The sequence below is a fragment of the Aquamicrobium segne genome (assembly GCF_042656785.1).
GTDB lineage: Bacteria > Pseudomonadota > Alphaproteobacteria > Rhizobiales > Rhizobiaceae > Mesorhizobium > Mesorhizobium segne.
Map to the genome: position 1 here is coordinate 52,161 of NZ_JBHSLL010000023.1, position 13,973 is coordinate 66,133.

General features: G+C 54.6%; 12 protein-coding genes and 1 pseudogene. 7 read left to right on the forward strand and 6 right to left on the reverse strand.

Annotation, left to right across the window (positions count from 1 at the left end; genetic code table 11):
• Positions 1-58: 58 nt before the first annotated feature.
• From groES to ACFPLB_RS08595, 3 genes are all read right to left on the reverse strand, one after another.
• Positions 59-355, reverse strand: coding sequence for a co-chaperone GroES (groES, locus tag ACFPLB_RS08585; protein WP_378228937.1), 297 nt, complete (start codon positions 353-355; stop codon positions 59-61).
• 219 nt (positions 356-574) lie between these two features.
• Positions 575-1,090, reverse strand: a complete 516-nt coding sequence (locus ACFPLB_RS08590) for a CAP domain-containing protein (protein ID WP_378228938.1) — start codon at positions 1,088-1,090, stop codon at positions 575-577.
• Between the two features lie 90 nt (positions 1,091-1,180).
• The gene (locus ACFPLB_RS08595; RefSeq protein ID WP_378228954.1) at positions 1,181-3,109 is read right to left on the reverse strand and encodes a TadE/TadG family type IV pilus assembly protein; all 1,929 of its coding nucleotides are present in this window, start codon (positions 3,107-3,109) and stop codon (positions 1,181-1,183) included.
• Positions 3,110-3,396: 287 nt separating this feature from the next.
• On the opposite strand from ACFPLB_RS08595, the gene ACFPLB_RS08600 reads away from it, so the two are divergent.
• Entirely contained in the window at positions 3,397-4,257 is an 861-nt protein-coding gene (locus ACFPLB_RS08600) for a TIGR01459 family HAD-type hydrolase (protein ID WP_378228955.1), read from the forward strand.
• 11 nt (positions 4,258-4,268) lie between these two features.
• Positions 4,269-5,243, forward strand: coding sequence for a bifunctional riboflavin kinase/FAD synthetase (locus ACFPLB_RS08605; RefSeq protein ID WP_378228939.1), 975 nt, complete (start codon positions 4,269-4,271; stop codon positions 5,241-5,243).
• Between the two features lie 148 nt (positions 5,244-5,391).
• Here ACFPLB_RS08605 and ACFPLB_RS08610 read toward each other — a convergent pair whose 3' ends face one another.
• Positions 5,392-5,946: an HdeD family acid-resistance protein gene (locus ACFPLB_RS08610; RefSeq protein ID WP_378228940.1), complete on the reverse strand. Its 555-nt coding sequence runs from the start codon at positions 5,944-5,946 to the stop codon at positions 5,392-5,394.
• Between the two features lie 161 nt (positions 5,947-6,107).
• On the opposite strand from ACFPLB_RS08610, the gene ACFPLB_RS08615 reads away from it, so the two are divergent.
• The 3 genes from ACFPLB_RS08615 to ACFPLB_RS08625 all read left to right on the forward strand — a co-directional run bounded on the left by ACFPLB_RS08615 (position 6,108) and on the right by ACFPLB_RS08625 (position 11,026).
• A complete protein-coding gene (locus ACFPLB_RS08615) occupies positions 6,108-6,908 on the forward strand; it encodes a MipA/OmpV family protein (protein ID WP_378228941.1) in 801 nt (266 codons plus the stop codon).
• Between the two features lie 345 nt (positions 6,909-7,253).
• Complete coding sequence (ileS, locus tag ACFPLB_RS08620; RefSeq protein WP_378228942.1) at positions 7,254-10,175, forward strand: isoleucine--tRNA ligase; 2,922 nt, start codon at positions 7,254-7,256, stop codon at positions 10,173-10,175.
• A 182-nt stretch (positions 10,176-10,357) separates the two neighbouring features.
• Positions 10,358-11,026, forward strand: coding sequence for a hypothetical protein (locus tag ACFPLB_RS08625; protein ID WP_378228943.1), 669 nt, complete (start codon positions 10,358-10,360; stop codon positions 11,024-11,026).
• A gap of 21 nt (positions 11,027-11,047) precedes the next feature.
• Here ACFPLB_RS08625 and ACFPLB_RS08630 read toward each other — a convergent pair whose 3' ends face one another.
• Positions 11,048-11,494: a nucleoside deaminase gene (locus ACFPLB_RS08630; protein ID WP_378228944.1), complete on the reverse strand. Its 447-nt coding sequence runs from the start codon at positions 11,492-11,494 to the stop codon at positions 11,048-11,050.
• A 76-nt stretch (positions 11,495-11,570) separates the two neighbouring features.
• On the opposite strand from ACFPLB_RS08630, the gene ACFPLB_RS08635 reads away from it, so the two are divergent.
• Both ACFPLB_RS08635 and rsmD read left to right on the forward strand, forming a co-directional pair.
• Complete coding sequence (locus ACFPLB_RS08635) at positions 11,571-13,289, forward strand: pseudouridine synthase (protein WP_378228945.1); 1,719 nt, start codon at positions 11,571-11,573, stop codon at positions 13,287-13,289.
• Between the two features lie 2 nt (positions 13,290-13,291).
• Entirely contained in the window at positions 13,292-13,888 is a 597-nt protein-coding gene (gene rsmD, locus ACFPLB_RS08640; protein ID WP_378228946.1) for a 16S rRNA (guanine(966)-N(2))-methyltransferase RsmD, read from the forward strand.
• On the opposite strand, the pseudogene ACFPLB_RS08645 reads toward rsmD, so the two are convergent.
• Positions 13,832-13,973: pseudogene (locus ACFPLB_RS08645) on the reverse strand (IS5/IS1182 family transposase); the annotation flags it as partial. The gene rsmD and the pseudogene ACFPLB_RS08645 sit on opposite strands and share 57 nt — an antisense overlap.

The window sequence follows — 13,973 nt, forward strand, 5'->3', positions numbered from 1 at the left end:
CCTGGGCCTGTGGCCCGAAATGCGGATTGCAGTGAATGGTGAGAAAGGGGTCAGCAGATCAGCCGATGATGCCCATAATGTCGGATTCCTTCATGATCAGAAGGTCTTCGCCATTGAGCTTCACTTCGGTGCCCGACCACTTGCCGAACAGAACACGATCGCCAGCCTTGACATCAAGGGCGACAATCTTGCCGCTTTCGTCACGGGCGCCGGAACCTACGGCGACAATTTCGCCTTCCTGCGGCTTTTCCTTGGCTGTGTCGGGGATGATGATGCCACCAGCCGTTTTTTCTTCGGATTCGACCCGGCGAACGACCACGCGGTCATGAAGCGGGCGGAACTTCGTTTGTGCCATTTGTTTGATTTCCTCAGGTCATGATGATGAGAAAGAATTCCTCTATCCGGCAGTACCGGACCTGTTGGCACTCACAGTATGAGAGTGCTAACGGGGCTGAGATAGTGAGCGCTTCAAACAGAGTCAAGGAGCGAGTTTGAAAGATTTTAAAATGCTTTAAATATTTGTTTTAGCCGCATTCTTGCGACGCCAGATGGAAGTATCTGGCTGCAAAATGCTTTAGCTGGCCAGGATTATCGCCCAATAGCGCCATTCGGGGCGCGAAGGATGGCTGGCCCAGGCAAGGCCAAAACGGGTAAAGCGCCCATCCAGCATATTGCGCCGATGGGGTGCGGAATTCATCCACATGGTGATGGCGCGGGCGCTGTCCATGCGCCCTTCAGCGATGTTTTCAGCCACAGCCCCCTTGATCCTGTTGCTTTTTATCCGTGCAGCAAAGCCTTTGCCAATGCCGGTTGTGTGATCCATCCTGCCGCTGGCGGCCATATAATGGGCCTGCTGAAGGGCGGCGCGTTCCAATTGGTGATCGCTTGACAGAGCAGATAGCCCTGCTTGCTTGCGAATTTTCATCATTGCCGTCTGTGCTGACGCAGAGGCGCCACCACCGGCTCCCTTGCCCGGAAGAGAGCCGCATCCGGCCAGTCCGGCAAGGGTAAAAGCACCCGCACCCAGGATCAGGGTGCGGCGGTTGCAACAGGGTGTGTCAGCAGCAGGCAGGGCCAGAGATTGTTTCATGATGCCCTGATAGACTTCAGATCATGGCTTTTAGCAGGCAGGATTTTTTTTATAAAGGCCGGATGGCGCCGGCCTTTATAAATATAAATTTTAGCCGGTGATGCGCAGATTGGACAATTCATCGGCAATTTCGCGAAACGCATTGGATAAATCATTGCCTGAAGCGTTCCAGAACAGCTTGGCTGGCTTGGCCGGATTGTCAGGATCACGTCGGTTGCGGGAGTTGGAAGAACAATTCTTCATTCCCTCAATCTGATCGCGCACCTTGCTGTCTCTTCTGGCTTCCGCTTCCAGATCCAGCCCCACAGTCATGATCATTATCCCTGCAGCCTTGGCATTGTCGCACAGGATTTGCAGCCTTTCATTCATGGCGCGTGAGTAATTGTCATTGCTGTGGCTGTTTTTGTTGATATTGCTGGTCAGCCCCATAAAGAGACGGCCATAGGTGGTGGTTTTCTCAAAAGGAGCCTGAAAGCCGTAATCTGCATAGATTGACCTTTGGCTTTCCTGGTCACTGGCGCGGGACGCGCTGGCATTGAGGGGTGAAAGAGTTCCGGGCGTATAATAGGTATTGGCGCCATCAGTCAGCAAAATGACCACCTTGTCATTGCCGCGATCCGTTTCAGGCCGTCCGAGCGGAAAGGGGCCGTCACTGGCCAGCAGACGCCAGCCCCAGCCCAGACCGCTGCCCACACTGGTGCCGCCTGAAGGTTGCATGGCAGAGATTGCATCCTTGATCTTCTTCATGCCGGCTGCGTTGGTTACATCAACCAGCGGCGTGAGCGCAGAAGTGGTGCAACTGCCATTGGGGCCTTTTCCAGATGCAAGTTTGGCCGAGCCATAAGGTGCGACAAAGCCGAGTTGTTCTGTCCTGCCTGAAGCAGTAACGCGCATATCGAAATATTTGGGCATGTAGCTGGACAGATTATTACCTGTCACATTCCTGCCGCTGCCCACTTGCGGGTCCCATGAAAAGGATGCCGAATAGCTGCCGGAGTTTCGTGTCGGCCAGTCATTATAACCATTGGCGACATTGTCAGGATAAAACATCGGCACAAACAGGGAAGCAGGGTTGTTTTGCCGCGCCGGTTCATTGGTCACATCATAAGGGTAGGGCCGTTGCTCGACACAGCCATCCCATTCGGCAAAAGATGCGGTTCTGGTATTGTTTCTGTCGGTGTAATATTTCAACTCATCATAAAGCGTAAAGCGGGTGACAATGTCGCCTTCCTGCGAGCCCCAGTCAGTTCCAGTTTTGACATAAACGCCGTCGCTGCGCTTTTGAATCTTGCGGCGGGGCCAGTTGAAACTTGCCCAGTTAAAATTCTCATGATGGATGGGGGATACACCGCGCGTGTCCATCCAGGGCTCATTCTTGTTGTCCTTGCCCACATTGACCGAAGCGGCAAACGGCACCACGGCAAACTGGATGGGTTTTTCCAGTTGCTTTACGCTGTCGGCCTGCTGCACCATGGTGGTGATCAGTTCATCAGCAGCCTTTTTCAGCAATTGCATGCGTGTCTGCGACGAGCCGGTTCCTTTTGTGTCCATGGACCCGGAATTATCCAGCACCAGAGCCACTTCCAGCGTATTTTTCAGCCGCACTTGCGAACAGGTGATGAAGTCGAAATCACGCGACTGCTTGCCCATCAGTCTTGCAGAAGCGGGCATGAAATAAGGTGAATAATTTAAAGTGGCGCACATTTCCATGGTGCCGCCGCCGACCACCTGGCTTGGCAATCTGACATTGAGTGTACTTTTATCCGGTGAGACCTGACGCAGATTGGTGTAATAGAAATTATTGGCATAGGTGATGGCTTGCGCATCACTTATACCCGATTGCAACTCGCGCGCTGTGGCTACATTGGCCGCATCCAGTGCGTTTTGCGTGGCCACGCGCTGGCGTGACATTTCCGAATAATCAACCGCAAGTGCGACTGCACCAAAGAGCGGCGCCATGATCAATCCGGTTATCATGGCATAGTTGCCACGTATATCGGACAGGAATTTTTTTAACATCTGGCTCAAATCCCCGCTGCCAAATTTTGAGCATGGTCTTAAAAAATCGCAGGTTCTTCTTTGGACAAGATCATGCGTAGAAATAAAACTGAGATTAAAATTACATAGACAACTGAATTTCAGGTTTGCATGACAGGTGCAAAATGAGATTGCTTTTTAAGCCGGGATTAACCAGTCCCGATCCTGATCGGACTGGAATGATGATGACAGGGCAGGGCGTATCGGCTAATCCCTGCATGGAAACAACACATAGACACAGATTTGAAATGATGGATGCACCAGCCGATATGCCGGTTTCTTCTCCCCTTATTGCCTCACTTGAAACCATATCAGGGCGTTATACTGCCATCTTCTGCGATGTCTGGGGCGTGGTTCACAATGGCATTGAGCATTTTGCGCCAGCAACCGCCGCACTTAAAGCCGCGCGCGACCGCGGAACAACGGTGGTGATGATCACCAATTCACCTCGGCTGGGCGCCGATGTCATCAGGCAAATGCGTGAAATCGGGGTGCCGGACGACACTTATGACAGGCTGGTCAGTTCCGGGGATGTGACACGCGACCTGATTGCGGAAGGTCCGCGCCGCATTTTTCATATCGGCCCTGATCGTGACACCAATATCTATGATGGCCTCGATGTTGAACTGGTCGAGGAGTTTGAGGCGCAAGCTGTTGTCTGCACAGGGCTGTTTGATGATGAGGCCGAGACGCCGGAGGATTATCATGACATGCTTGCGCGCTTGCGCTCGCGCAATTTGCCATTCATCTGCGCCAATCCCGATATTGTGGTGGAGCGTGGTGACAGGCTGATCTGGTGTGCAGGCGCGATTGCCAGAGATTATGCGCAAATGGGAGGGCGCACATTGATTGCCGGCAAGCCTCACAGGCCAATCTATGAGGCTGCCTTGAAAGCGGCTGTCGAGAGCAGCGGGCACAATCTGGAGCGCCATGAAATTCTGGCCATTGGCGATGGTATGATGACCGACATCAAGGGCGCATCCGACAATGATCTGGCCGCACTTTATATTTCAGGCGGCATTCATGCGCGTGATTATGGCGAGGCACTGACCCCGGACCCGCAAAAACTGGCCGAATTTTTGAAAACGCATGGTTACACACCTGTGGCGGTCATGCCACGGCTGCGATAGGCAGGTCTCAAATGCTGGAGCGAATTGCCGGAACCGGGCCATTGCCTGAGCATTTGCGTGATGGTGTGGTCGCCATCGGGAATTTTGATGGTGTGCATCGCGGCCATCAGGCTGTTCTTGAAACTGCGCTGGCAGAAGCACGACAGCGCAACAGGCCCGCACTGGTTTTGACCTTCAATCCGCATCCACGCAAATTTTTCCGGCCTCGATCCCCGCTGTTTGTTCTCACCCCGCCTGAAATGAAGGCGCAATTGCTGAACAATCTCGGCTTTTCTGCCGTGGTTGAGCAGGCTTTTACTGACGATCTGTCTGAAAAATCGGCAGAGGCATTCATCACATCAATCCTGCGGGACAATCTTGGCATCTGCCATGCGGTGACCGGTTTTAATTTTCATTTCGGCAAGGATCGTGAAGGCGGGCCGGAATTTCTAACGAATGCAGGCAGGCGCCATGGATTTGGGGTGACGCTGGTCGATGCCTTTCGCGATGAGGCTGCGCACATCATTTCTTCCAGTGGCATTCGGCAATTGCTGGCACAAGGCCATGTGGCAGAGGCCGCCGGACAGCTTGGTTATCGCTTTACTGTGCGCGAGACGGTCATAAACGGGCAAAAACTGGGGCGGACGCTGGGCTTTCCAACGGCGAATATGCGCCTGCCGGAATCGGTTGAACTGCGTGAAGGTGTTTATGCGGTCAGGTTTCGCCGGGCTGATGGCAGCCTGCATGACGGGGTTGCCAGTTTTGGCCGCCGCCCGACCGTCGACGACAATGGCGCACCGCTGCTGGAGACTTTTGTTTTTGATTTTTCAGACAGTCTTTATGGTGAGGACTGTTCCGTCTCTTTCTTCAGCTATTTGCGTGGTGAAGAAAAATTCAACGGGCTTGACGAACTCGTCGCGCAGATGAGGCGCGACGAGCAAGAGGCGAGGGCGCTTCTGGCTGGCATGAGACCCTTGTCAGCCCTTGATGCCAGTGTAAGTTTTTAGCGCATCGGACCAAAAAGTAGAATCGGTTTTTGGATAACTCCGATGCTCATTCAAAGAGTTAGAGCGTCCTTTGTGCGTCCGATAGGACGCACGGCGCTCTAGCGCATTTTGCGAGTGCAGATAGTGTCATCTGGCATCACAAAATATTTTATTTTCTGAGCGCAAGGCTGAAGGCAATCAGTGCCCAGCCCTGGAAAATCAGGTCGATTGCCAGGAACAGGCCCAGAATGCGCAGGCTGTTGACCGGCCAGCCAAGGGCGATGATCACACCTGCAAGAATGGTGACCAGGCCAGCGGTTACGATCCATCCAGAACCATTCTGCTCCCAGTTCTGATAGCCGACCCAGGCGCGCAAGGCGCCCGATCCAACCAGCGCTGCCGCCAGCAGGAAAGTGAAGATGACCGAGGCAAGTGTGGGATTGTAAAAGGTAAAAATACCAGCCAAAGCATAAAGCAGACCACTGGCAAACCAGAGGAAAAAACGCCCCCAGGATTTGACACCAAAAGCGTGGATGACGCCGACACAACCTGAAACCAGCATCAGCCAACCGATGAAATAGACCGATGCAATAGTGGCAATAAACAGATTGCCGAATGCGACGCCGCCAAGGATGAGCAGCAGGACGCCCAGCGCCAGAAACCATCCCCATTTGTTACGGATTTCACTTGAAACCTCGTTAAGTGACTTAGCTTCAAAAGTCATGTCGCCTCTCCTGATTGAATGCCCCGCCGTCGCGCAACTTAATCTTGTGTCAATATGCTGTCCAGCATACAGCGCATTATAAAGGAATGAATTTAAAGCAAATTTTACCAAATCTGGCATCATTATCTGCGGGGGACTTTGTACCGGGTGATTGGTGAAATATGAAAGCGTTGAAAATTACGTCGATTTTGACGGTCCTGGCTGCATTTGGCAGCCCGGTGTCAACATCTGCGGCAGAATCCTGGCTCTCCGGTGACTGGTATCTGACCATTGGTGCTACCGGCATGATTGCGCCTGACTTTGAGGGCAGCAAAAAATATCTGTTTAGCGCAACTCCCATTATTTCACTTGGCAAGGCTGGCAATGCGGTCCGCTTTTCATCACGCAATGACAATATTTCGTTGGCGCTGATCGATCAGGGCGATTTTCGGGCAGGTCTGAACGGCAAATTCCTCTGGAAGCGCGACAATGACGAGGATGCGATACGCGGGCTGGACCCTGTACGCTGGGGCGGTGAGATTGGCGGTTTCTTTGAGTTCTATCCGCTGGACTGGATGCGCATGCGCGCTGAAATTCGTCATGGGGTGCGCGCTCACAAGGGCGTTATTTCCGATATTGCGGTGGATGCGTTCCATGATGTTACACCGGAAGTCCGCCTTTCCGGCGGGCCGCGCCTGTCTTTTGCCTCAGCAAAATATTTTGATGCCTATTATGGTGTCAGTACAGCAGAAGCACAGCGTTCGGGCTTAAGCGAATATGATCCCGGTGGCGGCATTCGCAGCATGGGTGTGGGCGGGGCCGTCACCTGGAAGGTAAGCGATCCGGTCACCACCAGCCTGTTTGGCGAATATTCACGACTGATGGGACCGGCCGCTGATTCCAGCATTGTGCGTGAGCGGGGAAGCCGCAACCAGTTTACACTCGGCGCCTCGGCAAGCTATCGCTTCGACTTTACCATGTAGCGCATGATCCCGGAGCATTTTGCGAGTACAGATGAAATCATCTGGCGTCGTATAAATGCGACTAAAACAAAATCTTAGAGCAGGATAATGATTGAAGAAAAAATCATCCTGCTCTGGCGGCTTTATTCTTGGGCGTTCATGGGGTAGAAGCGCGGCTATGAGACGCCAGCCGCATCACGCTACCTTTGCCATACGAATTACCAGCCCGGTGCTCCGGGCGGGTTAAGGTGAGCCTTGGCCTATCCGCAGCCGCCGGGGATTATGGCGCGCTTCCCGCGCATTTTTTAAAACAGGTAAATTCAGGCCACATGCCCTTAGCGGCGGGCCAAATATCATGGCGAACCGATGACCGATACCGTCAAGACGATTGATTACTCAAAAACACTCTATCTGCCGCAAACGGAATTTCCGATGCGTGGCGGCCTGCCGGAAAAGGAGCCGCAGATTGTGGCCCGCTGGCAGGAAATGGACCTTTATCGCCTGTTGCGCGAAGATGCGGCGGGCAGGCCCAAATATGTGCTGCATGATGGCCCTCCCTATGCCAATGGCACCATTCATATCGGCCATGCGCTCAACAAGATCCTGAAAGATGTCATTACCCGCTCATTCCAGATGCGCGGCTATGATTCCAATTATGTGCCCGGCTGGGATTGTCACGGCCTGCCAATCGAATGGAAAATCGAGGAAAAATACCGCGGCGCCGGCAAAAACAAGGACGAGGTTCCAATCAATGAATTCCGGCAGGAATGCCGTGAATTTGCTCAAAGCTGGATTGATGTGCAGACGCAGGAATTCTTGCGTCTTGGAGTAATCGGTAACTTCAAACAGCCTTATACGACAATGAATTTCCACGCCGAGGCGCGCATTGCCGGTGAATTGCTGAAGTTTGCCATGTCAGGCCAGCTTTATCGTGGCTCCAAGCCGGTCATGTGGTCGGTGGTGGAGCGCACGGCGCTTGCCGAGGCTGAAGTGGAATATCAAGATTATGAGAGCGACATGATCTGGGTGAAATTCCCGGTCGTTGATGGTGCGCCTGAGCTTGATGGGGCTTGTGTCGTCATCTGGACAACCACGCCATGGACCATTCCCGGCAACCGGGCCGTGGCCTATTCGCCACGCATTGCCTATGGGCTTTATGAGGTAACAGCGGCAGAAAATGATTTTGGACCGCAGCCCGGCGAAAGACTGATTTTTGCCGATGCGCTGGCCGAAGAGTCATTTGCCAGGGCAAAGCTGGATTTTAAACGTTCAGGCCCTGTTGCGGCTGAACAACTGGCCGCCATGGTGCTTGCCCATCCGCTTGCCGGTCTTGGTGGTGGATACAAGTTTAGCGTGCCTCTTCTGGCTGGCGATCATGTCACGGATGATGCCGGTACGGGATTTGTTCATACGGCTCCCGGCCATGGCCGGGAGGACTTTGACACCTGGATGGATTCAGGCAAGGAACTGGCGGCGCGTGGCATTGACACAGCCATTCCCTTTGCTGTCGATGATGCCGGTTTTTTCACAAAGGATGCACCCGGCTTCGGGCCGGACCGTGAAGAGGGTGCTGCGCGCGTCATTGACGACAATGGCAAGAAGGGCAATGCCAACAAGGTGGTTATCGAGGCGCTGATTGGCAAGAACATGCTGTTTGCGCGCGGGCGGCTGAAACATTCCTATCCCCATTCATGGCGCTCCAGAAAGCCGGTCATCTTCCGCAACACGCCGCAATGGTTTGTCTATATGGACAAGGACCTTGGCGATGACACCACGCTGCGCTCACGCGCGTTGAAAGCGATTGATGAAACCCGCTTTGTGCCAGCAGCAGGTCAAACCCGTCTGCGCGCCATGATCGAGGACCGGCCCGACTGGGTGCTGTCGCGTCAACGCGCCTGGGGTGTGCCGATCTGTGTGTTTTCTGATGAGGATGGCAATGTCCTGAAAGACGAGGCGGTCAATGCCCGCATCCTTGAGGCTTTTGAGCAGGAAGGCGCCGATGCCTGGTTTGCACAAGGGGCACGTGAGCGTTTTTTGAGCGAACGCGCCGATGAACCATGGCAGATGGTGACTGATATTTTGGATGTCTGGTTTGATTCCGGGTCCACACATAGTTTTACACTGGAAGACCGCCCTGAGCTGAAATGGCCAGCCGATGTCTATCTTGAGGGGTCTGACCAGCATCGTGGCTGGTTCCATTCCTCGCTGCTGGAAAGCTGCGGAACACGCGGTCGCGCCCCTTATGACACCGTTGTCACCCATGGCTTCACCATGGATGAGGCTGGCCGCAAAATGTCCAAATCGCTGGGCAATGTCGTGCTGCCGCAAGAGGTGACGACAAAATCAGGTGCGGATATTTTGCGCTTGTGGGTCATGACAACCGATTATTGGGAAGATCAGCGCCTCGGTAAAAATGTGCTGCAAACCAATATCGATGCCTATCGCAAGCTGCGCAATACAGTCCGCTGGATGCTGGGTACACTTGCTCATGACGAAGGCGAAGAAATTCCGCTGTCAGACATGCCGGAACTGGAGCGTTTGATGCTGCACCGGCTTGCCGAACTCGATCAACTGGTGCGCTCTGGCTATGACAATTTTGATTTCAAGCGCATCACCCGCGCCTTGATCGACTTCATGGTTGTCGAATTGTCGGCCTTTTATTTCGATATCCGCAAGGACACGCTTTATTGCGATGCGCCCTCAAGCGGCAAGCGCAAGGCAGCCCTTCAGGTGGTTCGCCATCTGTTTGATTGTGTCACGACATGGCTTGCCCCCATGCTGCCCTTCACGGCTGAAGAGGCATGGTGCGCACGCTATCCACAGGCCCGCTCGGTGCATCTGGAGCAGTTTCCAACCATTCCGGCTGACTGGCGCAATGAGGCCCTGGCTGCAAAATGGCGCAAGATACGCCAGGTTCGCAGCGTCATGACCGGGGCGCTGGAACTGGAGCGGGCCAACAAGACAATCGGGTCCTCATTGGAAGCGGTTCCTGTTGTTTACATCACCGACAAGGCGCTGATAGAAGCCATTGCCGATATTGATCTGGCCGAAATCAGCATTACCAGTGATAGTGTTGTGCGCTCCAAAGAGGCTCCTGCCAGTGGCTTTTCCTTGCGCGAAGTCCCCGGTGTTGCCGTTATCATTGAAAAAGCATCAGACAGGGGTTTGCATAAATGTGCCCGTTCATGGCGCTATACGGCTGATATTGGCAGCGATCCGGCTTACCCCGATGTCTCGGCCCGCGATGCGGCCGCTTTGCATGAGTTGCAGGCACTTGGCCGTGTGTAATTGACAGGTGATAAAACAAGCCTTGGCCAGGTTGCGTTGCCCTTGGCCAAGGCTTGAGGTAAAGACTGAAAACTTCCGCCGACAAAATGTCGCCGGATTCTATCTTACAAGGGTTAAGGCAAAACTTGTCCGCGCCCGACCGGCGACAATCAGAAGGGCCGTTCCAGGTGAGTTTCTTCGGCATGAATGATACACGAAGTGGCCGTCTGGCCATATTGGCCTTACTTTTAGCTTCCGGTGCAACGCTTGCTGGCTGTGTGTCGTCTCCAACCTATGGAACGGACAAGACGGCAGCCGGACAGCTTGCGACCGATTTGAGTAGCGCGCTGACCTTTGCGCCGCCCAAGCGCGAGAAAATCGATTACAAGCCGCGTCCTGAACTGGTGAAACCAGCAGCAGGCCAGAAGGGAAATCTGCCCGCGCCGCAAAGCAGCGTCGTTGAGACGGCAGGTAGTCAATGGCCCGAATCGCCTGAACAGCGCCGGGCGCGTATTCGCGACAATGCGACCGCCAATCAAAACAATCGTTTTTATGAGCCGGAGATCATCAATGATCTGCCGACGCAAAGAGGGTCGGGAACAGTCGCTGAGGTTTCTGACAAATTCGATCCCACCGAAAATGCCCGTATAGCCAAGGCGCAGAGCAGCGAAGTGCAAAAGCGTCTTGCCCAATCGCGGCAGGGCAGTTCAACCACACGCCGTTATTTGAGTGAGCCACCGATCGAATATCGTGCAGCCGCCAGCACTGCGCCGCAAGATGAACTGGGCGAGGATGAGGCTGTGAAGGAACGCCGCCTGAAACGCGCAACACGCAAAAAAGGCGGGCTTTTTGATTGGCTACCTGGAAGGTAATTATTTAGATAAAATATATATTTAGCGTTTTTTCTTAAAAAATGACTTCAGGATAAAAGATGCCTCTGTCTCCGCCAATCCTGAATAAACATCGGGCGCGTGGTGGCATGTTGGCTGTGAGAAAAAGCGGACGCCGGATATGATAGCTCCGCCTTTTTCATCGCTGGCGCCGAAATAAAGCCTGCGCAGACGCGCAAAGGAGATGGCCGCAGCACACATGGTGCAAGGTTCAAGCGTTACATAAAGATCACAATCGCCAAGCCGCTCAGTTGAAAATTTTGCAGCAGCTTTACGAATGACAAGCATTTCTGCATGAGCCGTCGGGTCAGCCAGTTCACGGGTGCGGTTGCCAGCAGCGGCAATGACAGCGCCATTGCAAACCAGCACCGCGCCAATCGGCACTTCACCGCGTTGTGCGGCTGCCTGTGCTTGTTCCAGCGCAAGCTCCATGAACTGTGTTTGCCTCATGCAGGCTGTTCTCCATTATCCTCTCGCAAGCGAGGAACTCTCCTGCTATCTAGCCCGCTAAACGAGCAAACACCACATGACTGAAGACGATAAATCAAAACGAAAACCCGGTGCAAAATCCGGGACCCCGCGCACCCACGGACCGGGAGCAGGAAAGCAGGCAGGCCAAAAATTTCCCAAACGCAAGGAAGGGGAATTTTTGGCCAGGCGTAACTTCAAGCATACTGACAAGCCTGAACAGGAAGAGACAGGTGAGCGACCTTTCCGCAAAGGTCCTCGCTCTGAAGGCAGGCCGTTTGCCAAGCGCGAAGGCCGTGAAGGTGATGAGCGCCCATTCAGGTCGCGTGACAGGGATGGAGCGCAGCGTCGTGACGAGGGGCATCGACGCGAAGACCGGCCTCAACGTGGCGAGCGCAAATTCGGCTCCCGTGATGAGAAGCGTAGCAACCGGCCACAGCGTGGTTTTTCCGATGATCGCAAGCCTGCGGGTCAGTTCCGGCCACGCCCGCCGCGTTCTTTTTCTGACGAACAGGAAAGCAGCGAGCGCATTGCCAGGCGGTTGGCGCGTGCAGGCATTGCCTCACGCCGCGACGCCGAGGATCTGATTGCTGCCGGGCGTGTGCGCGTCAATGGCGTGGTTCTTGAAACGCCAGCCTTCAACGTGAAGGCTGCCGATGTGATTTTCGTTGATGGTGTGGAAATACCGCCCATTGAACGTACAAGGCTGTTTTTGTTTCACAAACCGGCAGGTGTTGTCACCACCAATCGTGACCCGGAAGGGCGCAGGACCGTGTTTGACGTTTTGCCGGCCGATCTGCCGCGCCTGATGACTGTGGGCCGCCTCGACATCAATACTGAAGGTCTGCTTTTGTTTACCAATGATGGCGGGCTGGCGCGGGTTCTGGAACTGCCCGCCACTGGCTGGCTGCGCCGCTACCGGGTGCGGGTTCATGGCGCGGTTGATGAAAAAGCGCTGGCTGACCTGAAAAACGGCATTGCGGTTGATGGCGTGTTTTATGGTGGCGCAGAAGCAACATTGGAGCGCGTACAGGGCAGCAATGCCTGGCTCAATGTTGGCCTGCGTGAAGGCAAAAACCGTGAAGTGCGTAATATTCTGGGTGCATTGGGGCTGGAAGTTAATCGCCTGATACGCGTTTCCTATGGTCCCTTTCAGCTTGGCGAATTACCGGAAGGCCATGTGCTTGAAATCAAGGGCCGCACATTGCGTGAGCAGCTTGGCGAGCGATTGATTGAAGAATCCGGCGCCAATTTCGATGCCGGAATTGTGAAGCCATTTTCCAACAAGCCGGTGCGGCAGGAACGCAGGCCTGATGGTGATGCAACCGAAATGCAACCTGCTGTGCGCAAACCGGCGCGGCTCGACATAGGCGAGGGCGGGCTGATCAAGCGTCGTAAAATGCGTGAGGGGGGGCGCGACGAGGCACTGGGCAAGCTTTCTACGCGCCCGACAAAGCCCGGTTTTGGGGCAAGGCCCGAACGCAGCAGGACCGAATATGGCAAGGGCGAAGGTCGCAAAGGCGGCCCACACCGGAAGGAAGGCCCACCGCTTGAACCGCCGGGCCAGCGCAAGGCCAATGTCTGGATGGCGCCGGGTGCTCGCCCGCTGCGTGAACGGGATGCTGGCGCGGACAATCGCGATTATGAGAATAGGCGCGATCATGAGAATAAGCGCGATCATCGTGACAATAAAGCGTCGCACAAGCCTGCAAGACGTGACGGGCCGCATCGTGGTCCGGCCCCTCGTGGTCCGGCTAAGGGGCCGAAAAGGTCGTAATCATGCGGATTGTCGGCGGAACATTGCGGGGCAGGCCTTTAGCGACACCGCGCTCTGATTCCATCAGGCCCACTTCGGACCGTGCACGCGAGGCCCTGTTTAATATTCTGACGCATCGCTTTGCTGAGCATCTGGAAGGGGCGCGGGTGCTGGACCTGTTTGCCGGCACCGGTGCACTTGGTCTGGAAGCCCTGTCACGCGGGGCAACACATGCCGTCTTCATCGAAGAATCGGCTGAAGGGCGGGGGCTGATCCGCACCAATGTCGAGGCTTTTGGTTTGACGGGCCGAACAAAAATCTTTCGCCGTGATGCAACCTTGATGGGTGATATCGGGACCCTGTCACCATTTCGGCTGATATTTGCCGATCCACCCTATGGCAAGGGACTGGGCGAACGCGCTTTGCAAAGTGCGCGCATTGGAGGCTGGCTGGAACCGGGAGCGCTATGTATTGTCGAAGAGGCTGCTGTGGCCCCCTTCAATCCCGGCCCGGATTTTTCAATTCTTGATGAGCGCGCCTATGGCGAGACGGTGGTTTACTTCCTAGGCCACCGACTCATTTTCTTTGATCCATATTCGGATTGCGGCGAGTTGGACTGAAGCGAGGAAATTGTCATCACGCTTGTCATAGCGAGTTGCGACCGCACGGAACTGTTTGAGTTTGTTGAAGAACCGCTCAACCACA